This is a genomic window from Sporosarcina obsidiansis, from assembly GCF_009651005.1.
Taxonomy (GTDB): domain Bacteria; phylum Bacillota; class Bacilli; order Bacillales_A; family Planococcaceae; genus Sporosarcina; species Sporosarcina obsidiansis.
The window spans coordinates 62433-85303 of sequence record NZ_WHVW01000015.1; the positions used below are offsets into that span (position 1 = coordinate 62433).

At 39.0% G+C, this 22871-nt stretch carries 26 protein-coding genes and 1 tRNA gene; 4 read left to right on the plus strand and 23 right to left on the minus strand.

Annotated features, from left to right (window positions below; translation table 11 throughout):
• Positions 1 to 147: 147 nt before the first annotated feature.
• From hemA to GD002_RS12570, 9 genes are all read right to left on the minus strand, one after another.
• Positions 148 to 1524, minus strand: coding sequence for a glutamyl-tRNA reductase (gene hemA, locus GD002_RS12530; RefSeq protein ID WP_153732700.1), 1377 nt, complete (start codon positions 1522 to 1524; stop codon positions 148 to 150).
• 139 nt (positions 1525 to 1663) lie between these two features.
• Positions 1664 to 2245: a ribosome biogenesis GTP-binding protein YihA/YsxC gene (gene yihA / locus GD002_RS12535; RefSeq protein WP_153732701.1), complete on the minus strand. Its 582-nt coding sequence runs from the start codon at positions 2243 to 2245 to the stop codon at positions 1664 to 1666.
• On the minus strand, positions 2242 to 4563 hold the full coding sequence (lon, locus tag GD002_RS12540) for an endopeptidase La (protein ID WP_153732702.1): 2322 nt from the start codon (positions 4561 to 4563) through the stop codon (positions 2242 to 2244). The genes yihA and lon overlap by 4 nt, the downstream gene beginning before the upstream one ends.
• A 122-nt stretch (positions 4564 to 4685) precedes the next feature.
• Entirely contained in the window at positions 4686 to 5954 is a 1269-nt protein-coding gene (gene clpX / locus GD002_RS12545; RefSeq protein WP_153732703.1) for an ATP-dependent protease ATP-binding subunit ClpX, read from the minus strand.
• A gap of 193 nt (positions 5955 to 6147) precedes the next feature.
• Positions 6148 to 7434 (minus strand): trigger factor, encoded by a 1287-nt coding sequence (gene tig, locus GD002_RS12550; protein WP_153732704.1) that lies wholly within the window; start codon positions 7432 to 7434, stop codon positions 6148 to 6150.
• Between the two features lie 251 nt (positions 7435 to 7685).
• Positions 7686 to 8654: a DUF3196 family protein gene (locus GD002_RS12555; protein WP_153732705.1), complete on the minus strand. Its 969-nt coding sequence runs from the start codon at positions 8652 to 8654 to the stop codon at positions 7686 to 7688.
• Positions 8655 to 8820: 166 nt separating this feature from the next.
• On the minus strand, positions 8821 to 9351 hold the full coding sequence (locus GD002_RS12560; RefSeq protein WP_194841590.1) for a diacylglycerol kinase family protein: 531 nt from the start codon (positions 9349 to 9351) through the stop codon (positions 8821 to 8823).
• Complete coding sequence (locus GD002_RS12565) at positions 9348 to 9557, minus strand: diacylglycerol kinase family protein (RefSeq protein WP_153732707.1); 210 nt, start codon at positions 9555 to 9557, stop codon at positions 9348 to 9350. The genes GD002_RS12560 and GD002_RS12565 overlap by 4 nt, the downstream gene beginning before the upstream one ends.
• A gap of 80 nt (positions 9558 to 9637) precedes the next feature.
• Positions 9638 to 10279: an SIMPL domain-containing protein gene (locus GD002_RS12570; protein ID WP_194841591.1), complete on the minus strand. Its 642-nt coding sequence runs from the start codon at positions 10277 to 10279 to the stop codon at positions 9638 to 9640.
• Between the two features lie 121 nt (positions 10280 to 10400).
• On the opposite strand from GD002_RS12570, the gene GD002_RS12575 reads away from it, so the two are divergent.
• Positions 10401 to 10619, plus strand: a complete 219-nt coding sequence (locus GD002_RS12575) for a hypothetical protein (RefSeq protein ID WP_153732709.1) — start codon at positions 10401 to 10403, stop codon at positions 10617 to 10619.
• A 92-nt stretch (positions 10620 to 10711) separates the two neighbouring features.
• Here GD002_RS12575 and GD002_RS12580 read toward each other — a convergent pair whose 3' ends face one another.
• From GD002_RS12580 to GD002_RS12635, 12 genes are all read right to left on the minus strand, one after another.
• Positions 10712 to 12013: a globin-coupled sensor protein gene (locus GD002_RS12580; RefSeq protein WP_194841592.1), complete on the minus strand. Its 1302-nt coding sequence runs from the start codon at positions 12011 to 12013 to the stop codon at positions 10712 to 10714.
• A gap of 321 nt (positions 12014 to 12334) precedes the next feature.
• Positions 12335 to 12961 (minus strand): HD domain-containing protein, encoded by a 627-nt coding sequence (locus tag GD002_RS12585; protein WP_153732711.1) that lies wholly within the window; start codon positions 12959 to 12961, stop codon positions 12335 to 12337.
• Between the two features lie 110 nt (positions 12962 to 13071).
• On the minus strand, positions 13072 to 13848 hold the full coding sequence (locus GD002_RS12590; RefSeq protein WP_153732725.1) for a DUF817 domain-containing protein: 777 nt from the start codon (positions 13846 to 13848) through the stop codon (positions 13072 to 13074).
• Between the two features lie 46 nt (positions 13849 to 13894).
• Positions 13895 to 14119, minus strand: a complete 225-nt coding sequence (locus GD002_RS12595) for a helix-turn-helix domain-containing protein (RefSeq protein ID WP_153732712.1) — start codon at positions 14117 to 14119, stop codon at positions 13895 to 13897.
• A 10-nt stretch (positions 14120 to 14129) separates the two neighbouring features.
• Positions 14130 to 14612 (minus strand): DUF2975 domain-containing protein, encoded by a 483-nt coding sequence (locus GD002_RS12600; RefSeq protein ID WP_153732713.1) that lies wholly within the window; start codon positions 14610 to 14612, stop codon positions 14130 to 14132.
• A 252-nt stretch (positions 14613 to 14864) separates the two neighbouring features.
• The gene (locus GD002_RS12605; RefSeq protein ID WP_194841593.1) at positions 14865 to 15467 is read right to left on the minus strand and encodes a protein kinase family protein; all 603 of its coding nucleotides are present in this window, start codon (positions 15465 to 15467) and stop codon (positions 14865 to 14867) included.
• A 356-nt stretch (positions 15468 to 15823) separates the two neighbouring features.
• Positions 15824 to 15897 (minus strand) — tRNA-Arg (locus GD002_RS12610).
• A 58-nt stretch (positions 15898 to 15955) separates the two neighbouring features.
• Positions 15956 to 16354 carry an SET domain-containing protein gene (locus GD002_RS12615; RefSeq protein WP_153732714.1) on the minus strand — a complete coding sequence of 133 codons (399 nt, stop codon included), beginning with the start codon at positions 16352 to 16354 and terminating at the stop codon, positions 15956 to 15958.
• A gap of 167 nt (positions 16355 to 16521) precedes the next feature.
• On the minus strand, positions 16522 to 17277 hold the full coding sequence (locus GD002_RS12620; RefSeq protein ID WP_153732715.1) for a DUF3885 domain-containing protein: 756 nt from the start codon (positions 17275 to 17277) through the stop codon (positions 16522 to 16524).
• 3 nt (positions 17278 to 17280) lie between these two features.
• Positions 17281 to 17880, minus strand: a complete 600-nt coding sequence (locus GD002_RS12625; RefSeq protein ID WP_153732716.1) for an alpha/beta hydrolase — start codon at positions 17878 to 17880, stop codon at positions 17281 to 17283.
• Between the two features lie 18 nt (positions 17881 to 17898).
• Positions 17899 to 18858 carry a ring-cleaving dioxygenase gene (locus GD002_RS12630; protein WP_153732717.1) on the minus strand — a complete coding sequence of 320 codons (960 nt, stop codon included), beginning with the start codon at positions 18856 to 18858 and terminating at the stop codon, positions 17899 to 17901.
• A 2-nt stretch (positions 18859 to 18860) separates the two neighbouring features.
• Positions 18861 to 19286: a MarR family winged helix-turn-helix transcriptional regulator gene (locus GD002_RS12635; protein WP_153732718.1), complete on the minus strand. Its 426-nt coding sequence runs from the start codon at positions 19284 to 19286 to the stop codon at positions 18861 to 18863.
• Between the two features lie 301 nt (positions 19287 to 19587).
• Between GD002_RS12635 and GD002_RS12640 the strand changes: the two genes are divergently transcribed.
• From GD002_RS12640 to GD002_RS12650, 3 genes are all read left to right on the plus strand, one after another.
• Entirely contained in the window at positions 19588 to 20382 is a 795-nt protein-coding gene (locus tag GD002_RS12640) for an EcsC family protein (protein WP_153732719.1), read from the plus strand.
• A gap of 135 nt (positions 20383 to 20517) precedes the next feature.
• Positions 20518 to 20985 carry a YehS family protein gene (locus GD002_RS12645; protein ID WP_153732720.1) on the plus strand — a complete coding sequence of 156 codons (468 nt, stop codon included), beginning with the start codon at positions 20518 to 20520 and terminating at the stop codon, positions 20983 to 20985.
• Between the two features lie 224 nt (positions 20986 to 21209).
• Positions 21210 to 22061: a DegV family protein gene (locus GD002_RS12650; protein WP_153732721.1), complete on the plus strand. Its 852-nt coding sequence runs from the start codon at positions 21210 to 21212 to the stop codon at positions 22059 to 22061.
• Positions 22062 to 22190: 129 nt separating this feature from the next.
• On the opposite strand, the gene GD002_RS12655 is transcribed toward GD002_RS12650, so the two are convergent.
• Together GD002_RS12655 and GD002_RS18185 are read right to left on the minus strand one after the other, a co-directional pair.
• Positions 22191 to 22625, minus strand: coding sequence for a hypothetical protein (locus GD002_RS12655; RefSeq protein WP_153732722.1), 435 nt, complete (start codon positions 22623 to 22625; stop codon positions 22191 to 22193).
• Positions 22626 to 22769: 144 nt separating this feature from the next.
• Positions 22770 to 22871: HRDC domain-containing protein (locus GD002_RS18185; RefSeq protein WP_153732723.1), on the minus strand; the 102-nt coding region annotated here is incomplete at its 5' end.

Genomic DNA, 22871 nt, shown 5'->3' on the forward strand with positions numbered 1-22871 from the left:
TTACATTGCAGGAGGACACTTTCCATTTCATTTGCTACATCTATACACTAAATTTTTTTAGATCATAAAAACGAAAAGCAGATCGACATACAAAAAAGGGGTCTGTATCGTTCTTGTGAAAGAGCAAGATACAGAACCACCAGTTGATTAGTACAAATAATTTAATTCAGTTGAGTCGATCGCGTTTGTTTTTTCGTCCGCTCGTTTTTGTAAGCGTTCTTTGGCTTGAATGGCTAGCTGTTCTTTTTCTTTCACAACATCTTCGGAAATTCCAAAGATCTGTTCAAACAAAGCAAGTTGTTCAGCTGCTTTTTTATCCGTAGCCAGTTCTTTTGCTTGTAAGATCGGTTCTTTTAGCAATTGGTTAATGATCGATTTCGTATGCTTATTCAATATTTTCTTTTCCCGTTCTGTTAAATCGGGCATTTTGTTTTCAATACTTAACATCGTTTCACTTTGGATACGGCTTGCTTTCTTACGAAGTGCAGAAATCATGGGAACGACCCCAAGAGTGGATAGCCATTCTTTGAACATCACAACTTCATGTTCAATCATCAGACCGATTTCATCTGCCGCACGTTTACGCTCTGCAAGATTCGCTTCTACAATTCCTTGCAAATCGTCAATATCGTAAAGGAACATATTGGCCAAGTCACCGATTTTTGGATCTAGATCCCGCGGAACTGCGATGTCTACCAAAAATAATGGTTTACCTTTACGTAATTTCTCCACGAACTGCATCAACTCAAAATCGATGACATAGTCTGTTGAACCAGTAGAGCTAATCAGAATATCAGCTTCCAGCAATAAACATTGCAGTTCTTGCATAGATTTAGCTTCCCCATCAAACTTCGCCGCCAATAGTTCTGCTTTAGAAAATGTTCGATTGATCACTGTGATCTTGCCAACGCCGCTACCCTGCAAGTTCTTAACTGCCAACTCGCCCATTTTCCCCGCACCTAGAATGGCGATATGCTTATGTTTTAGTGAACCAAAAATTTTCTTTCCAAGTTCCACCGCAGCATAAGAAACCGACACCGCATTTTCACCGATCGCTGTTTCAGAGTGTGCTTTTTTGGCTGTAGTAATAGCTTGTTTGAATAATTCGTTGAAAATCGTACCTGTAGTACCGATTTCCTGTGCAGTTAGAAAGCTGCTTCGGACTTGTCCTAAAATCTGCGTTTCACCTAATACCATGGAATCGATTCCAGCAGCAACACGCAATAAGTGTTCCACCGCGCCATCCTCTTCATGAATGATTAAATGGCTTGAGAATTCCTCCATTGGAATCGCAAACCAATCAGAGAGAAAACGTTTTATATAATATCGTCCTGTATGAAGCTGATCAACGACCGCATAGATTTCTGTACGGTTACAAGTAGAAATAACAATATTTTCCAAGATACTTTTTTGCTGTTGCAACGTTTGCATCGCTTGTGGTAGTTCTGCTTCGACGAATGATAATTTTTCCCTAATTTCGACAGGGGCAGTCCGGTGATTGACACCGACGACAACTGTATGCATTAGGTGCTCACACCTTTCAAAATCTTTTCGTACCCTCATTATATCATACATAGTGATCTTGTCGGAATATGAATTGTGAACATCGTTTGTCACTAATAATTAGTGATGTTCAACTAAATTCAACAAAATTCACAACGTTTTACATCCGACTTTCAATTTCACGCCACGCTTCTTCGACACCCATTCCCTTTTCAGATGAGAACAGCAATAACGGATGATGCTTCTCCATATTCAACGTAGTCCGGACGATTTTTTTATGTTTCTCCCATTTACCTTTGGGAATTTTATCTGCTTTCGTCGCGACTACAATTGTCGGGATATTATAACTCGCAAGGAAATCGTACATCATACAGTCGTCTACGGATGGCGGATGACGTAAGTCGACAATCTGCACTACAGCGCGCAATTCTTCACGTGATGTAATGTATTGTTCAATCATACCGCCCCATTTTTCTTTTTCTGTTTTCGAAACTTTTGCATAACCATAACCGGGTACATCAACAAAAAATAATTTCTCTTCAATTTTATAGAAATTCAATGTTTGGGTTTTTCCAGGCTTGGATGAAGTGCGCGCCAAGCTTTTGCGACCAATCATCTTATTGATAAACGAAGATTTTCCCACATTTGAACGGCCCGCTAACGCAAATTCAGGATAGCCTTCCGTTGGGTATTGTTCTGGTTTAACCGCACTCATGATCATTTCGACATTATGGACTTTCATTTCTTTTCCTCCAAAGCGATATCGAGTACTTCATGAGCATCCGACACGAGTTTAAATGTTAATTCTTTACGTACACTTTCTGGTATATCATCAATATCACGTTCATTTTCTTTCGGGAGTATAATTGTTCGCAAACCTGCACGATGAGCGCTCAATGTTTTTTCCTTTAGCCCGCCAATCGGCAACACGCGCCCACGTAACGTTACTTCTCCCGTCATTCCAACTTCACGACGCACTGGACGTTCCGTTAAGGCAGAGACTAAAGCAGTCACGATCGTTATGCCGGCTGAAGGACCATCTTTTGGCGTCGCTCCTTCTGGGACATGAATATGAATATCCCATTTCTCATGGAACTCTGGATCAATCACAAAATCCACTGCTTTGGAACGTACATAGGATAACGCCGTTTGCGCAGATTCTTTCATGACATCTCCTAGTTTTCCAGTTAACAGTAGCTTACCTTTTCCGGGTGATAATGAAACTTCGATTTGTAGTGTATCTCCACCCACTGCTGTATAGGCAAGTCCCGTTGCCATTCCCACTTGATTGACTGTTTCAGCTTGTCCGAATCGAAAACGTTTTTTTCCAAGCAACGCTTGTAATGTTTTCGGGCTGACCGTCAGGCTTTTCTTGTCTCCCGCAATAATTTGGCGTGCCGCTTTTCTACAAATACTCGCGACTTCACGCTCTAATGAACGAACACCTGCTTCACGCGTATAATAGCGCACAAGTTCCAAAATGGCTTGATCCTGAAAACGAACTTGAGATTTTGTTAGGCCATGTTCTTTCAGTTGTTTCGGAATTAAATGATGCTTTGCAATCGACTGTTTTTCCTGTTCTGTATAGCCAGGAATCGAAATCACTTCCATACGATCGCGTAACGGACCCGGAATCGCACTTAAATCATTAGAAGTCGCTATGAATAAGACATTCGATAAATCATACGGCTCTTCAATATAATGATCGCTAAACGTACTGTTCTGTTCAGGATCGAGCACTTCAAGCATGGCGGAAGAAGGGTCTCCACGAAAGTCGTTAGACATTTTATCGATTTCATCTAGTAAGAATACCGGATTGATCGTACCTGCCTTCCGCATACTCTGTATAATTCTACCGGGCATAGCTCCAACATATGTCCTACGATGACCGCGGATTTCCGACTCATCACGAACACCGCCAAGTGATAAACGGACGAACTTTCGACCGAGAGATTCAGCAATCGAACGGGCCAATGATGTTTTCCCAACTCCAGGAGGTCCATCAATACACAAAATGGGACCACGCAAAGAATTCGTCATTTGACGCACAGCCAAAAACTCCAAGATACGTTCCTTCACTTTTTCTAAACCTTCATGATCACGGTCCAGAATAGCTTCAGACCTCTTCAAATCTAACTGGTCCACCGTTGCATGAGACCACGGTAAATCAACTAACCACTCAATATAATTCCGAATAACCCCACTTTCTGCTGAAATAGAAGGAATTCGCTCAAAACGTTCCAGTTCACGTTCAGCTGTTGTCTTTACACCGTCTGGCATATGGGATGTTTCGATTTTCTGTCTAAGCTCTGCTACTTCTAGTCCTTTACCGTCTTTATCACCAAGTTCCGTTTGAATCGCCTTTAGCTGTTCACGCAAATAAAACTCTTTTTGCGTGCGCTCCATCGCTTCTTTTACCCGCTCATTTATTTTCCGTTCCAATTCCATAACTTCTTGCTCATTGTACATGCGGCTAATCAGCCACTCTAGACGATTTTGAACATCCGTCATTTCTAAAACTTCTTGCTTTGCACTTAATTTTAATGGCAGGTTGGAAGCAATCATATCTGCTAAACGGCCAGCTTCTTGAATGCCCTCCACCGTTTCCACCGTTTCTTCAGAAATCCGCTTACTGTTCTCTGCATACCGCTTAAATTGTGCGATAAGCGTACGCATAAGAGCTTCTGTTTCTGGATCTTTTTCGTTATCTTCTTCATAACTCTGTACGTTCACAACCGGATACAAATCTGCTTCTTGGTAAGATGACCACTGTGCACGTTGGAGGCCTTCAATCAAAACACGGTACGTACCGTTCGGGAGTTGTGTCATAGACTTAATATTAGCAAGTGTGCCTAACCGATAAAGATCTTCCTTTTCTGGATTTTCTAACCCCAAATCTATCTGAGTAGCTAGAAAAACTTGATGATCATTGGCTAAAGCGTGTTCAATCGCAAAAACTGAACGCTCTCTGCCTACATCGATATGTAAAAGCATCGTTGGATAAACGATCACTCCGCGAAGTGGCAATAAAGGGATGTTCTTTTTTTGAATAATCGGCATTGAAAGCCACCTCCATAGAATTATGTGTGTGTATGTATGTATTAAAAAATCATATGTAAGAAAAAGCCGACTACCGAGCGATATATACGCAACGGTGGAGCCGGCTTTTTGCCATTTCGGCGTTATGCCGTATTTTTTTCTTGATCTAAATCAAATACGGACCCATCAGCTTTATATAAAATTGGTGATGCGTTACCTAAAACAGCATCCTTCGTAATGAGGCATTCCTTCACTTCTTCAAGTGACGGTAGCTCGTACATCACATCTAGCATGATATTTTCAATAATTGATCGTAAGCCACGAGCACCTGTTTTACGAGCGATCGCTTCATTGGCGATTTCAAGCAATGCATCTTCTTCAAAACGAAGTTCTACATCATCAAGTTCCACCATTTTTTGGTACTGCTTTACAATCGCATTTTTCGGAACGGTTAAGATTTGATAAAGTGTATCAACATCTAATGCGTCCAACGTAGCGATGACTGGCAATCGACCGATGAACTCTGGAATCAAGCCGAATTGCTGCAAGTCTTCAGGAATCAATCTAGACAATAGGCTTTCATCTTCACTAATTTCTTTGTTTGGGTTCGAACCAAACCCAATGACTTTACGTCCGATACGTCGTTTGACAATATCTTCGATGCCATCAAATGCACCACCAACGACGAAGAGAATATTCGTTGTATCAATTTGTAAGAATTCTTGGTGTGGATGTTTGCGTCCGCCCTGAGGTGGCACGCTTGCGACAGTACCTTCCAGAATCTTCAACAGTGCTTGTTGAACACCTTCGCCCGATACATCACGGGTAATCGAAGCATTTTCAGACTTACGAGCAACTTTATCAATTTCATCAATATAAATAATCCCTTTTTCTGCTTTTTCAATATCGAAGTCAGCAGCTTGAATTAATTTCAATAGGATATTTTCTACGTCTTCACCAACATAGCCCGCTTCTGTTAATGAAGTCGCATCTGCAATCGCAAATGGAACGTCCAAGATCCGAGCCAACGTTTGCGCCAGTAAGGTTTTACCGCTACCAGTTGGTCCAATCAGGACAATATTTGATTTCGCTAGTTCAACATCATCAATTTTACTTCCAGAATTTATACGTTTGTAGTGATTATAAACTGCTACAGCGAGTGATTTTTTTGCGCGATCTTGCCCGATGATATATTCATCGAGAATGCTCTGGATTTCTCTTGGTTTTGGGACGTCTTTCAGCTCGAAATCTTCTTCAAGACCAACTTCCTCTTCCACGATTTCCGCACAAAGTTCAACGCATTCATCACAAATATAAACACCTTGACCTGCCACTAATTTGCGGACTTGATCTTGTGATTTACCACAAAAAGAACAGCTCAGGTTATCGTTTTCATCATTAAATTTGAACATTATGCTCACCCCTATTCAAGTGAATATACTACAAGATTAGCCTGACTTAATCAACTATTTAGAACTACATAACAAATATGTATACGGTTCTCCGGTAGCTTATGAAGATTTACGGAGACTATGCACAATAACTTTTATTTATTAAAAACAAGGTACGGTAAAACCGTACCTTGTTTTTAGTTACATCGACTAATTAGTCTACAACTTTTGCACTGTCTACTAGCAATTGAACCGTTTTGTTAAAACGAAGATCATTTTCAAGTACAGATGTTCCACCAAGAGTCGTCTTGATTTGTTCTACATCCATACCGAACTGCTCTGACATTTTTTCAAGCTCTGCATTGATTTCTTCTTCTGTTACTTCCACGTTTTCTGCTGCACCAATTGCTTCAAGCGTCAACGAAACACGTACACGGCTTAATGCATCGTCTTTCATTTGGTCGCGAAGAGCGGCTTCATCTTGTCCAGAGAATTGGAAGTAAAGGTCTAGATTCATACCCTGCATTTGAAGACGTTGTTCGAAATCTTGTAGCATACGGTTCGTCTCAGATTCGATCATCGCTTCAGGAATTTCCATTTCAGCATTGCTTGCAGCTTGTTCTACTAAGTCGTCACGAAGTGCTGTTTCTGCATCGTTCTTTTTCACTTCTTCAGCTTCTTCTTTAAGCTTCGTGCGTAATTCTTCTACAGAAGAAACCGTCTCATCGATTTCTTTTGCCATTTCATCGTCAAGTTCAGGAACTTCTTTTGACTTAATTTCATGAACTTTGACTTTGAAAGTAGCTGGCTGACCAGCTAGCTCTGCTGCGTGATACTCTTCAGGGAAAGTGATTTCAACGTCTTTCTCTTCTCCTGCTTTCATGCCTACCACTTGTTCTTCAAAGCCAGGGATGAAAGAGCCAGATCCGATTTCAAGATCATAGTTCTCTGATTTCCCACCTTCAAATGCTTCACCATTAGCAAAGCCTTCGAAATCAATTGTAACTGTGTCGCCGTTTTCAACAGCTCCATCTTCTTTTACAACCATTTCTGCAAGTGCTTCACGGCGTGATTCTAGTTGAGCATCAACTTCCTCATCCGTCACCTCAGTAGATTGACGAGTTACTTCAAGACCTTTGTAATCTCCCAATTTCACTTCTGGTTTCAAAGCGATGACAGCAGTGAATACAACTGGCTCCCCTTTTTCAAGCTTCTCAATATCGATTTCAGGAGCTGCGATCGGTTCTACGTCAGCTTCTTCTACTGCTTTCGCATAAGCTTCAGGCAATACGATATCGATTGCATCATTATATAGCGCTTCTTCGCCATACATTTGATTGAACATTTTACGAGGCATTTTCCCTTTACGGAAACCTGGTGCCTGTACTTTCTTTACAACTTTTTTGAACGCTTGGTCCATTCCTTCATTAAAACGCTCTACAGAAACTTCAAACGTCAGTTTCCCTTCACTACCTTCTAATTTTTCCCATTTAACTGTCATATGTCTGACCTCCAAATCATTTACACAACTTTATTTCTATTATTTTAATCAATTATACCTTCGCGCCATTGCGTACATACTTTTCCAATTCTAATAGGAATAGCTTGCTACACCCTTCGAAGGCTTTATCGGAATTCAGCTAATAATTTTTCCCACCGTGTAAGAAGTAAGAACTGAACTGAAAACAGATAAGCAGTTGACAACCATTTTAGTATAACATAGTCTTATCATCTTTCAACAAATTTTCCTCTTCAACTATCCATTTCCTCGTCGACTGAGCGGATGAAATGAATCAGTGATGTTTCTTCGGTTTTTTTACCATAGATCAATTGATTCGTATAGCTAATATAACCCTCCGCCACTTCTTCAGCTGAATAAGGACCCCAATGAAAAGGATATAGGATCACACTGTATTTTGATATTAGATTATTTGCCACTTCACTGGCTGTAGGATCTTTTTCAAAATATGATTTTGCCAAAAACTGTACTTCATTAACAAACGGATCCACTTCTGGTGAAACAAGTCTAGAAGGATTGGTTTCTGTTTCAAAATGATACTTTTTTATATAGACGGTTTTCTCTACCCCACTTTGCTGCAACAGAAAAAGCGCATACGTCTTCACAAGTGGTAAGGTATCTTCGTATTGCACAATATCTACTAATAAAGAAACAAAAGGTTTCAGCTGCTGATTTTGGAGCGACAAAAGAAAATCCTGTTGCCCCATAGCCGTCATGTGTAGAAAATCTTCTAACGTAATGGTTGGCTCTTCTAACTCAGACTCATCTAGATAGCGATCAGCTAAACGATTATTCAACTCCCGCAAATACTGAAACTTTTGTAAGCTATCTTGGGGAATTAAACCTTTTTCCAACAAACCTTGAATCGTCATTTCCACTTCTTCATATTGCTGAAGCTGGATGGAGATCGATAGATACAACTCCAATAATTCTATGTAATCACCGGTTTGGTGTTGCATGGCTAAAAGTGCATATTCTTTGGCGCGTTCAAAATCTTTTGTTTCATACAAAGAAATGGCTAGTTGATCATAGACAGATGACTCTTCGGGATGTAATTCTAGTAGTGTCTCAAAGCAGTAGATGGCGTCCTCATGAAGGTCCCGCTCCATTGCTTCCTTACCTTCTCTACGCAACCGTTCCATTGTTCCAGGAAAGACAATCACATTTCCTTTTTGAATCACTTGTTTACGTCGTTTCTGCAATCCATTCACCTGCCTTTTCCGTATTACTATAGCATAAGGTTAGAATGGGATTCCAGTTAGGGCTGTTGAGGGCTTATCAGATAGATGAACGCCTGAAATTTTCCATATAAAAAGCTTACCAACACTGGTTTGCAAGTGATTTTTTAAATGAGTATATTAAATTCAGTCACTCCAATCCCACTACATTCCACTTCCGAGAATCCCCCTCACAAACCACTGGCTGGCCAACCCGTGTCGTTCCAATACATTCTCCATCCATATGGCATCCCCCTTCTTGATCCGTAGAAATGAGAAACTTCTCGCTTCTGTATGTAGACACACCTTTAAACCGTGTATGCGATCCATTGAATACAGTCATAAATTTCAGCAACGAAATGGAATGCACAATAGTTATGCCATAAACTAAATTACCTTTTTTTCCATTTATTAAAATTTTTTTCACGCGCGACCAACTGACAGCCAATGAAATTTCAGCATCCAATCCGAAGCCACAATTACTAGCGAAAAAGCTGCTAATTTCATTAGTCAGCTGGACCGAACCTAGATCAATTGCCCTCCGTAACAATGGAACCCTCGCTGCGTACGACTCGATTTCTGCCAAATCGGTAAACGCTTTGAACTCTCTGGTGAACTCATTGCCTGAGCCGGCCTTCACCACGCCTATCGTAACGTGTTCAAAACCAACAATTCCATTCAATACTTCATGTACTGTGCCATCCCCCCAATTATTACAATTAATAATGATTCTTCTCTATCGACTGCTATTTGTCGCGCCAGTTCCGTTGCATGGCACCGAAATCGAGTGAGGTTATGTGGATAACTTTCGGCAGCCTGCAAGTCACTCCACACTTTCACCCCTTTGCCATCTCCTGCTTTTTCATTAATAATGAAGTGTATGGACATACGTGACACCTCTTTCGAACACCTTTTCATCATCGTAGCAGACTGCTAGATAGCTTGCCACTTCAATTTCTATTCAGTTGTTAGACCATCTGGTATTTGACTTTTAGGTTGGCGCTAATTGTAATAGTTCCTGACTCAATTGGCGTGACTCCCGCTTCTGCCATAGTAGTCACACGAAAGGCAACAGGTTGTGAGACATGTTGTTCTTCGATTTTTAATGGGATCGGCCGATTTGGTAACTTTAGTGAAGAACCAATTGTCACCATTTTCGTTTCTGCATCTTGCAATGCGAGCGTAAGGGCTTTTTGGTAATATTCATCTTGGTCTTGTATCGTAAATTGAATCGAACCAATTTGATTTACACCACTTGTCACAGCTGTATCGACCAACTCGCCCGTTTTCGAAACATCATTGATTGTAATACGAATCGTATTAACTACTTCATAACCCTTAAAAATTTGCTCTCCATTCACATAGTCATAGACTGGACGAATCTGGTAATCGATAGTTTGAATAGAAGATTTCGGGATGCCTAAAGCGATCAGTGAGTTAATTACGTTATTCATACGTTTCGCATTTTCTTGCTGAATTTCATTTAACTCCATTCCTCTTGAATTCACCGACATGACAATATGGACTGTATCGGGAGACGCTTTAACCGCCCCTTCACCCCATACTGTAATCGTCCGACTTTCATGTGTACCGTATGATGCATTATACAATTTCACCACTCTCCTTTACTATTGCTACTAATTCTATGCAAAAGTTAAGCCTATTCATGCATTTTGAACCAGAAATGGGTAGTCATCATAGAATAGAATAAACGCTACAGGAGGTCTTAATATGGGGAAGGATATGAATCAAAGCAATCAAAATACTGAAAAGCAAATAGCGAAATTGGCATTACTTGGGGAAGGCATCACGTTATTTGGTCAAGCAATTTCAACCCTCTCCGCGTATCTTGCGTTAGAAGAGTTAGACGAGTCAAAGGATCCTAATTATAACCACCTGCAGGCACAAATCGATTATTTATTGAGCGAAATGAATATACTAAAGAGCTGAAAGCATTAAGCTCTCAGCTCTTTAGTTAATAATTTTATAAATAGAATACAGTGTTAAAACGTTCTAGTATTATAGTGAACTGCAGTAGAAATCTAACTTAACATCGCTACATTATTCAGACTCTCTGCAGAACTCGCCACTTCTGCCGTGGCGTCTTTGATTTCAAAAATAGCATTTATAACATCTTCCATTTGTTGCTGTACATGCATAACCATCTCGCCGCTCTTCTCAATAGACTGAACAATTTGACGGAAGGAAGAATTGGTTTGATCTGAGACAGTTGTCCCTTCAGAAACAGCTGTTTTTACCTGACGCAAATGATCAATGACTTGTTCTTTATGATGATTAGACGTTTGGATCAAGCGATTAATATCAGCAACTGATATTTTTGTTTGTTCAGCGAGTTTGCGTACTTCTTGTGAGACGACAGCAAATCCTTTTCCGTGTTGGCCTGCCCTTGACGCTTCGATTGCGGAGTTTAGAGCTAGTAAATTCGTTTGATCGGCAATTTTCCGCACCATGCCGATAACACCGGCAATCTTATCAGAAGAGTCACCTAATTTCTGAATACTATCGACCATACTGTGTGTGTGTATATCGATTACGTTAATTTTTTTTGAGAGCTCATGTAACATTTGTCGTCCCTCATCCACATACTGTCTCGCTTTGCGGGCTTGTTCTTTGTTGTCTTTCGTAGTCTGTCCAACTTTCGCGATCGTTACATCCAACATCTCAGCAGATACCTGAGTTTGCTCAGCAAGCGAAACCAATTCTTCACTCACTTCGATCATCGTATTTCGCAGATCGTTTTTGCCATTTTCAAACTGCTCTTGTAACTTATGATTCGTTTCTTGATCATACGCTTCCAACACTAACTGTTGCTCAAAACTGATGATCTTATTAACAGGTAAAAGCACCGTCTTAATTTCCTCTTTGTCCTCTACCTCATTAAATATGATGATGAGTAAGGTGTTTTGAAGATTTTGAAATGCTCCCATATACCAAGCGGGTTCTAAACCGATTGCATAATGAATCTTTGCAATACGGACTCGCTTATCTATAAATTCTTGATCAATCCTTCCAGCAAATAACTCGATGATATGTTTTTTCAGCGTCATTCGAAGTCGTTCAATGGAACTGTGGCGCTCTATAATCTCTCTTAACTCTGTCACTTTCAAGACTGTATGATAAAATGTCTCCACCAACTGATCGATATGCTTCACAATAATTGGCTGCATCGCTTTAATTAATTTTAGATCTTGTTCACTTAAATTCATCATATCTATCATCTTCGAAAGTTCTTTATCATGAACTGCTAGATGTACACGCATTTCTGGTAGTCTATCCAACCACTTCTTTTGATTGTTTGTTTTACGAAATCCCCAAACGCTCAATCCGTCCCCTCCCATACTCCCCCTGAACTCTGTTAGTAATCCTTATCTACTATATGCAAATTCTTTTTAGATGAGTGCAGGAAAAGCCATGAGTGAAAAAGTTTTTACGATCTTGAACAATTTATTATCTAGCCAAATTTTAAAAAGAAATAAAACCTTTTTGTACTGCAAAGCCACCTAGTGTAAATAACGCAATCGCAATTAATGTGATGATGAATAATTTATTATTCTTGTCCATGAATTCACCTATTTCTTAAGTATGTAACTACAATTCTAGCAAACAATGTTCAGAATAGGCAAACTAATTTAGGACTACACGAATCACTGTATCTCTTTTTTCAATTGCTCTAAAAATCGCAGCATAAATTCATGTCGTTCTTGTGCAATTCTTTGCCCTTCTTCCGTCACCATTAAATCTTTCAACAATAATAATTTCTCATAAAAATGCGTCACCGATGCCGTATCTTTTGAACGGTATTCCGATTCTGACATGCTCATCCGAGCTTCTTCATTTTGATTGTATAACTTTCTCCCTCTAGCTCCCCCAAATGCAAATGTTCGTGCAATGCCAATCGCCCCAATTGCGTCCAGTCGATCTGCATCTCTCACAATCGCCCCCTCAATAGATCGTAGCTCTTTTGAATGTCCTCCATTAAAGGACACGCTTTCTATCGCGGATTTCACTTTACAAGATAGGTGTTTGGAAGCGCCCATTTTCTCCAGTAACTCATCTACTGTAATCTCATGAAGAGATTCATATTTTTTATCCTCCACGTCATGTAAAAGTACAGCTAATCGAACAACTAGCTCATCGGCAGTTGGTTCCGTCTGCAAAATCTTTTCTGCATTTTTCATCACGCGATCAATATGGTCCACATCATGGCTTGCATCAAATTTCCCGTATATACTCACGATTAATTCTCTACATTCGGTAATCATATCTTCCATGTATCTCATTCCCATCTTTTTTATTAATACCTGATAGCGTACCAGAAAAATAAATCTATATCCTATGCCGACTATAACACTTAGACCTCTATTTGTTCCCAGTTTGTAAATTATTTATCGAATGGAATTTTAGACTTCACTTGTTTTAATGTCGCTACAATAAGAAAGCTAACAATCACCAATAGTAACCAAGAACTTAGCTTACCCAGTCCAACGATACTCCATGTTTCGTTTTGATTTGGATACTGCCAAGCGCCAAAGAACGTAGCAATATTTTCGGCAATCCAAATAAAAAATCCGATGAGGACAAATGAAAACGATAACGGCATTCTATAACGAGTCCCATTCACAGCATAAGTGACCCAAGATCGCCAAAAGACGATAATGACAAGTCCTGATAACCACCAACGCACATCTATCCAAACATGATGTGTGAAAAAGTTTAAATAGATTGCGGCTGCAAGGGGCACAACTATTAGAAAAGGCGGCCACTTCACCAACTCTACATCTAATCTCCGCCACGCCTGGCATAGATAACTCGCAACACTTGCGTACATAAACCCGCTATACAATGGAACCCCTAGTACTTTGAAATAGCCTTCCTCAGGATATGACCAGGATCCCATATTCACCTTGAAAATCTCAAGAGCTAATCCAATCAAGTGGAACAGTGTAATCACTTTTAGTTCATCTCGCGTTTCAAGTCCAGACCGAACCATCCACCATTGCATGAGAACAAATAGAATCAGAAGCCAATCATACCGTGGGAGAAATGGTAGATGGAGTACTTGGGTTAGAGCCAATGAACCGAAAATAACGACTGGAAACAAACAGGACAATGCCTGCTCCCAGCCAAACCGAACAAATTGTTTTGTCGCTCCCTTCATCCGTCCCATCTTCAAGAACTCATTTGGGAATATCTGTTTCATTACGTTATTCATCTTCATGGTCCTCATCACTTCGATATTCTAAAATATCTCCAGGCTGGCAGTCCAGTGCCTTACAAATCCCTTCAAGCGTAGATAATCGAATCGCTTTGGCCTTGCCATTTTTCAATATAGAGATGTTAGCCATCGTAATTCCTACCTTCTCTGAAAGTTCCGTAACACTCATTTTCCTTTTCGCCAGCATCACATCAATATTAATAACAATTGCCATCGTTTTCACCTCACACAGTTAATTCGTTTTCTGTTTTTATTTCGATCGCTTCTTCTAAAAGTTTTTGAAGAACAGCAGCAAATACTGCAATTACCATGGAAGCAAAAGGAACGACCAATCCGACAAAGATGACACCTGGAGCATCATCTTTATCTGCATATAGATAAAATAGCGGCAATATTAATAGATGCAAGCAACTGATGGAGATGGCACAATACTTGATTTTCTTCAAAGCCATTACGGATAACTCAGAAAAGGCCTTATTCTTATCGATATAGCTTAAAATTTTTATAGCCTGATATAGAGCAAAGTAAAAAGGTATCGTCGCAGTATAAAACACAATATAAACAAGGTATTTAATATAGGAGTGATTCATATCTATTTCTGCTGCAACGTTAGCTAATTCAGGAACGAAAAATATACATAAAGCAACCACTGGAATTCCAATAAAAATAACTGCTAACTTTAAAAAGAGCGTTGTAACTTGTTTCATATATTGCACCTCACTTATTATTTTAATGTATTCTACTACATTATTTATCGAATAACAATAAATTATTATTGTTTTTAATTTTCATGCTAAATTTTCTATCAGTCTTTCGTCAATTCTCGTTAACGAAATACTTACCAGTGTACTTAATTACAGTTAGGTATTTACAGTATGAGCAACACTTCGAAGAAAATAAAACAGCACTCCAAACCTCTTTGTTTAAAGTGGTTTGGAATGCTATGTTTGTGCTTACTTTCAATAGTAAGGGATAAGTCTTCTTTTATATAGGGACGCCACGAAATTTAATACAAATGCAGGAATCTTTTTAACAAAGAAATATTTATCGTAAAATTGATAATAAGCTTTTTTCAAATCCTCCCATTGCGTACAATCTTTGATTTGGCGATAACGTGCCACATCAATTAGCTTGATTTCGCCACGAGAAGTGACAAAGATATTGCGTAAGTGGATATCAGATGGATTTAATCCTACATCTGCAGCCAATAATAAGGCGTTATCAATTTCGTTAATATGTTCTTTGGTAATACGCTTTCCATTTGTTACACAGTCAAAAAGCGTGGAACCTTCAATATAATCAATGATTAGATAATTTGGTCCCGCATCATAAATACGCGGAAAGTAATTGACAGTTTGAAGAGCGCTATAAATTTCCGCTTCTTCTTCCGCAAGATGCGTATATTCAGGAAAAAACACTTTAATTGCTTTATCGGAGGAACTAATTCTGAATACAAATGCACTTCTGCCAGTCCCAATATGCAGCAGGGATTCATCGCTGTGAATGAGACGATTTTTCTTGTCGATCATTACGGTTTTTGCTAGATTTTGATAATTACTCAAGGGATTTCCCTCCATCAATTTTTCAAGATAAAAAAGGAACATGATCACCACTATTCGGTCATCATGTCCCTAATAAAAAAGACCTCACCAAATAAATGGTAAGGTCTCGCAAACAACGGTTGTTGCCAATAAAGCCGAGGATCTACATCCTGTATTGACGACTTTTACTGTATTAGCTACTCCCCTTAACGGAAGTTGAATATATTATTTTGTAAACTCACTATAAGTTCTATCAGCTAAGAAGTCAATCATAACGCCATCATTGTCTAACAGCGGACTGGGGAGAGGAAGAATAAGATTTACTTAACACGTGGTCTCTTCATACTTGCGTTTTATTTTCTATACTTTTTAAGGAGCGTCCCAGGAGGGAGTCGAACCCACGACCTACGCCTTAGGAGGGCGTTGCTCTATCCAGCTGAGCTACTGAGACATCATAATAGGTTGGATGAGAATGACTTCGACTCGTATGATGAATCGAAGTCCTGTTATTAATCATTCGCTGTTCCATCATAATCTTCATTAAACCATAGTTGTTCTTGGTCTTCAACATCACCATTGTAATTGATAAGGATTTCGTCACCTGCTCTGATATCTGTATATGCAAAGAAATCGAATGTATGCTTATCAAAGTTAATGTCATACGTAGCATTTGGTTCATACGAATGATTAAATAGCATTCCATAACCGAGAAGTATCGCTGTATGATTCGCTCCGTATTCAAAAGCGTAATCCGCGAGTATCGTTTTCTCGATGTATTGATGCTGATCATTTGGATAAGAAATAACCGGGGCCTCGTGTAAGAGTTGGCCTTTTTTGATATCGCGTGTCGCGAATACACCTCTGTTAAATTCTCCATCACTCACTGGAGATACTTTTACTTCGATCACGTCGTTCACCTACTCGCCTATAAAATATACTTGCTAAGTATAACATTAATTTAGGAAGAAGGCTCTTTTCTTTTCTTGAATGGCTTAATTTTTAACAAGCTACTACTATGCCGATTCACGGTCTGATCGGACGCTTTCTGGGAAGTGCGAGTAAAATTTCTACTGTCTCACTGAAATGTTAAATCAATTTTATTGCGATCATATTCTAGAATCCAATCATTATACTTCTCATACAGAAAACGAATCGTTTCTTTAGTAGCTGCCAGAATATCACACACTCGGTCATCATAGAGGTGGTACATGATGTTCCTCGATAGATTAATGAAATAAATATCATATCCACTTTCCTGATGATTTTTTAAAATGCTTGTTGGATGGGCGAAATCTTCATAACAGATGGCTTGTAGTAATTGGCGATGTCGGATGTCTGTAGTTTTACAGGAAAGCACAAATCGATGTGTGACTAACTTTTCATCCTCTTCAGAATAAGGATTAAGCATATTGTCATAATGCAATTTATACAACAGTTTCTTTTGCTTTACGTATTTCAGATAGACGTTCAATGGACTTTTTTTGAGAAAATCATGACAAGAAGTCGTGTGAACATCCGTTACAAGTAACATGTCATCCTCTTCAGTAAATACTGCGTCGAATAACGTAATAGCTCGGTCAAAAGCTTGTATCATAAAGTCAGGATCATCGTGAAAAACAGATGGATGAGAAATTTCAAATCGTATACCATTTTTCCAAGAATAGAATAAAGCCGACTCTAACTTGATTCCTTCAAAATTTCTTTCTAAAAAAGTTTGTAGATTCTGAATGAATAGCTCCCACCTTACTTCCCTAACTTTTATTGAACTATGGATACATGAAATGCGCAAGAAACAAACCTGAAAAGTCAGTTGTTTCTTGCACAAACTCATAAATCAAATCGTCAATAACCAATCTCTCGCAGCTTCAATTTCAGAAAGCGAAATACTATGACCGTTCACTTCCCATTGTAGTGTAGTCAAAGCACCTTTTTCTACTAACATCCCATAAAGCTCTTCCACCTCTTGGTTTGAAACTAATGGATCATTCGTTCCTGCCGAGATAAATATCTGTTTCCCATGCAAGGAGACGTTCGTGCGTTCTCTCGATGGAACCATTGGGTGCAACAATATCGCACCTTTTGCAATATCCTGTACGCTCAGCATCAAGTTCGCCGCGATGTTTGCTCCATTCGAATACCCTACTACATACGTTGTGTCCAATGAAAAATCATACTTATTCGCTGCCGATTTTATAAACTCTGCTAATTCTTCCGTACGAAATCGCAAATCCTCCATATCGAAAACACCTTCAGCTATTCTCCGAAAGAATCTGGGCATTCCATTTTCCTCAATATTCCCGCGAATACCGAGGTAGTTCATCTTAGAAGATAACTCTTTCACAATGGGGAGTAAACTATGTTCATTCCCCCCTGTACCGTGCAGAGCAATCAACGTCCCTTCTGCATTCTCAGTGGGATAAAATATATGCTCCATTTCAATGCTCCTCTACCTTTATAGTGGTTGTAAACGTTGTTCAATTTCTTTACGATGTTTCTCCAGAAATGGCGGTAAGGCTAAACTTTCACCTAAATGTTCTAATTCTTCATCTGTATCGAATCCTGGTCCATCTGTCGCCAGTTCAATGGTAATTCCATTCGGATCTTTTACGTACACTGATCGGAAATAAAAGCGATCAACAAAACCAGAGTTCGGAATACCGTGTTCATTCAGCTTATCGACCCAGGCAATTAATTCTTCCTGGTTGTCTACACGTAACGCAATATGATGTACGCTCCCTCTACCTGGTCGTTCTGGTGGAAGATCCATTCGATGCTCTAGGTGAATTTCTGCTCCTGTGCCACCTTGACCCGTTTCGAACACAACGATATCTGGCTGCCCTTCAGTAGCAGAGGCATATCGACCCTTTTCCCTAAATCCAAAGATAGTGGTCAATAAAGAGGCAGTCGCGTCAATATTTTCTATCGTTAGACGTGACGGACCTAGTCCTACAATTCCATACTCACTTGGAACTGGGCTTTTATCCCACGGCACGCCACCTGCAACACCGGTATTCTGTTCATCTGATACAAGTAAAAGGCGCTGTCCTTCAAAATCAGTAAATGATAAGGTCAATCTACCGGCCTGCTCTTTGATTTCCTCATGCGGTACGTCCATTTCTTCAAAACGAGACTTCCAATACTGCAACGCTTGATCGTTTGACACCCGCAGAGACGTTACTGAAATACTATTATTTCCTCGGTATGTTTGTCCAGCTCTTGGGATCTCAAAAAAAGTCAGGTCCGTTCCGGGATTCCCTTTTTCATCCGCATAAAATAAGTGATACATCGATGGGGCATCTTGATTGACGGATTTCTTCACTAAACGTAAGCCCATAATCCTTGTGTAGAAGTCCAAGTTTTCTTTTGCATCTGCCGTGATGGCAGACACGTGATGCAGTCCTTTAATTTCCATTATTATTCCTCCTCATATTTGAGCTTTTTTAATAATTGATTCAAAAGTGTCTTTTCTTCGGGAGTCAGACTTTTGAATTGCTCTCCTTGAAATTCTTCTTGAACGGGAACAACCTCTCTATACAATTCCCTACCTTCTGGCGTAAGGGAAATATATTTCGTTTTCCAATCCTGTTCTCTTTCGATCAAATTCATTCGCTCCATCTTTTGAAGCAGTTGCGTAATATTCCCTTTTGTAACAAAGAGTTTTTCTCCTAATTCTTGCTGTGAAATTTTTATATTTATTCCTACTTGCACGAGCACATCAAACTGAGCAGCGGTCAATCCCCACTCTTTCAAATGTTGATTAGACAAACGAATACTTTGATTGTAAATGCGCGATAGACGAAACCAAAGCATTAAATCCAAGCGATTCGATTTATGATTCATCAACTTACCTCCCTACTACTTCGAGTACATTGCTTTCATTTGTTTATCAGTTTATAAATAAACTGATAAACAGTCAACAACTTTGCTTACCTATAATTTGTGATCCTAAACTACTCAAACTTAGGGCGCGTATAAGTGTTAGTAAATTAATTATTTCCTAACTTTTCATACCTAGCAAATCAATCAGAATCTAAAATGGAATTGAAGCTAAAAATTAAGCTCAAGGTCCACATGAATAATTTGAAACTTAGTTTGTGCTAACACGTATTAATATCATGCTAAGAAAGTGGGTAATCCTATCGTGAATGAATCTCAAGAATGGTTAGAGGAAGAGCTTGCTAAAGTAGAGGATTGGGAAAAAAAGCAAAACGGCTTATGGTTTTGGGAAAAGATAGGTCGCTTACCGTTTAAAATAATTGATAAATGGACGCCAGCTTTTATTCAAAATAAAATTGGTTTACTTCTAGATGAACTTGTTCAATATATTCAAACGGGAGGGGCTTACTTAAGTTCTGTTTCTAAAATTCCTTCTTATTATCCCGAATTGGCAGTACGTACGTTAGAAGATGTAGAAAAACTGCCTATTTCTACAATGGACGCCGCTGTTGAAAAAATTACAGGTAACCGAAGAAAACTAGCGACTTTACAAGGTGCGAGCACGGGGATTGGTGGCATTTTCACACTAACACTTGATATTCCGTTGTTGCTAAGTTTGCAAATCAAAACATTACAAGACATCGCGATTTGTTATGGCTATGATCCTAACGACAAAAAAGAACGTTTATTTGTAGTGAAGTGTCTACAATTTATTTCGGCCGATATCGTTGGAAAAGAAGCCATTCTGAAGCAATTGTCTCAATTTGATGCCGAAGAAGATACAACACGTGAAGTCCTTTCTGAACTGCAAGGTTGGCGCGAAGTCGTTTTCTCCTATCGGGATCAATTCGGCTGGAAAAAGTTGTTTCAAATGATTCCGATTGCAGGCCTTGTATTCGGTGCGTTCACTAATCGTTCTGCTGTTAATGATATTGGGGAAGCAGGCAAAATGCTTTATCGAAAAAGAAGAATTATGGAAAGATTGTATAAGGCTCAATAATAGCTTTGAAATCTGATAACCCATATTAGGAAGCTTGGAGAAACTGACACGGCTTAAAACTATCTCGTTTCCTTCCTCAAACCGAAAATATGCTATCATGGAAATACTTTCGTTTCAAATACAGGAGGATCACTCATGACAACTAACGATATACTTATTCGATTGCGATACGCATTGGATATCAAAAATGCCGAAATGGTAGAGATTTTTAAACTAGGCGGCATAGAAGTCACAACTGCAGATGTACTAGCTATGCTGAAGAAAGAGGAAGAAGAACAAAAAGAATGCACTCTTCCGATGTTAAACGCTTTTTTGAACGGCTTCATCGTTTTCAAAAGAGGAAGACAAGAACAGAAACCAGATAGCCAACCGCAAGTAGAAGTGGAAGAATCCGCAAACAATCTCCTTCTGAAAAAAGTGAAGATCGCCCTTTCCCTCACAAGTGAAGATATGCTTGATTTATTGGAGGAAGCAGGTGTGTCGATCTCTAAAGGAGAACTTGGAGCTGTTTTGAGAAAAGTGGGACATCGGAATTATAAAGAGTGCGGGGATCGGTATGCACGGAACTTTTTGAAGGGCTTGACGTTGAAATATAAAGGCTAAGAACAATATACTGACAAACACACACAAACGATGATCGATCGTTTGTGTGTGTTTTTGTGTAAAATTATAATACTAGCGTCACGAGACAAACTATGTAAATTGTTTCTTTACAAAAAAACGAAACTAATAGTTAGAATTAAAGAGATCTTCCGCATTTTTACTGTATAGTTAGAGTAAATTTAAAAACCTAGTACTACTAAAATGTTAGTTGGAGGAGATGTATAGTGAGAAGAATCATTTTATCGACTGAGAGCGGAGCCGATTTGCCGAAAGATTTAGCGGACAAACATCATGTTCAAGTGATACCGATGCACGTAATCATGGATGGTCAGGATTATTTAGATGGTCATCTATCCGTAAAAGAAATTTATGATTTTTATGATCGCACAAAAAAGATACCCTCTACGTCTGCCACGAATGTCCATGAGTATCAGGAGTTTTTCAAGAAAATTAGAATGGATTTTCCTGACAGTTTTATTATTCATATTGGGTATACGTCAAAGGCATCTGCTTCCTTTCAAAATGCGTTAATTGCAACGGAAGAGATAGAGGATATTTATCTAATTGATGCGTTAAACGTTACAGGCGGATTAACTGCAGTAGTGATGTATGCGGTTACTTTGCTAGAAAAAGAACCTGGGATTGATCCTGTTCACTTCCTAGAAAAAATCGAATCAAAGGTTCCTAAAACAAGGCTTGCTTTCCTTCCGGGTAGCTTAGATTTTTTACGAGCAGGTGGACGAGTTAGCAATATGGCTTATCTGGGAGGTGCTTTGTTGAAAATAAAACCTTGTATTGAATTAGTAGAAGGAAAGCTTGTTTCAACTAAAAAATATCATGGAAAAATGAGCACGGTTGCTGAAAAATTACTACGTGATTATTTACATCAATACAACATTGATAGACAACAAATTTATTTTATATACTCCATCGGACTCAGTGAAACTATTAAGCAACGGATCAATGAAATTGCAAATGAAACGGGATTCGAAAATAGTACTTGGATTCAAGCTGGTGCTATGATTTCAACTCATTCTGGCCCCGGAGGATTTGGGATTGCTGGTATAGAAGTGTAACCCAGTGAAAATGGAAAAAGGCTTCTTCGAGAAGTAGAAGCCTTTTATTTTATCTCAAGTTAACTAGCCATCTCAAGAAAATGCGAATTTACATTGCTAAAGAAGTATCTACCTATATCAGTTCCTCGCTCAATTCAAGTGCCCTTTAGTTGAGGTAGTATTACTTTTCAAGCTATCTAGCAAAACATAACCAAATATAATTCCTGCGATTGAGGAGAATAATGTATCCCCTATCAGTAAAAACACTTTTGAAAATAATAAATTGGTTCCGTAAGAATACGCAAGGAGTGGAATCATAGCAATATAAAGACTTGGGATTCCAATTAGTATGATCTTCATCCAATCGAAGGTCCATTGCTTTTTTTCTTTAACTTCTAAAATCAATTTAGGCACTCGTAGCAATCCCCCCATTAAAACAGGAAAAACAGTTATAAATAGTATAAATGGCATTAGATTAAATGTGATTGCCGATTTCTCTCTTAACTTCACCTGATAAACCATGCCTAGATAAAAAACAATTCCAATAACCATAGTGGAAATGAAAATAAATAAAAATCTTTTCATTCTGCCTCCCCCCTTCTGTACTGGCTTTCATTATATTGTTCAAAAACGAGTCAAATGTCCATTTCACGTAAATATAGATTTAACGTCAACTTCTAATAGACAAGCTTCAATATTTTCAAAACGCATATGAGTAGTTTATAACATTTATTTACTTGCATTAATCAACTTAAGTATTTCAGTCCCAAATTCCTTCACTTTTTTATCACCAAAGCCTTGTATTTCGCGAAGGCTTTCTAGCGTAGTTGG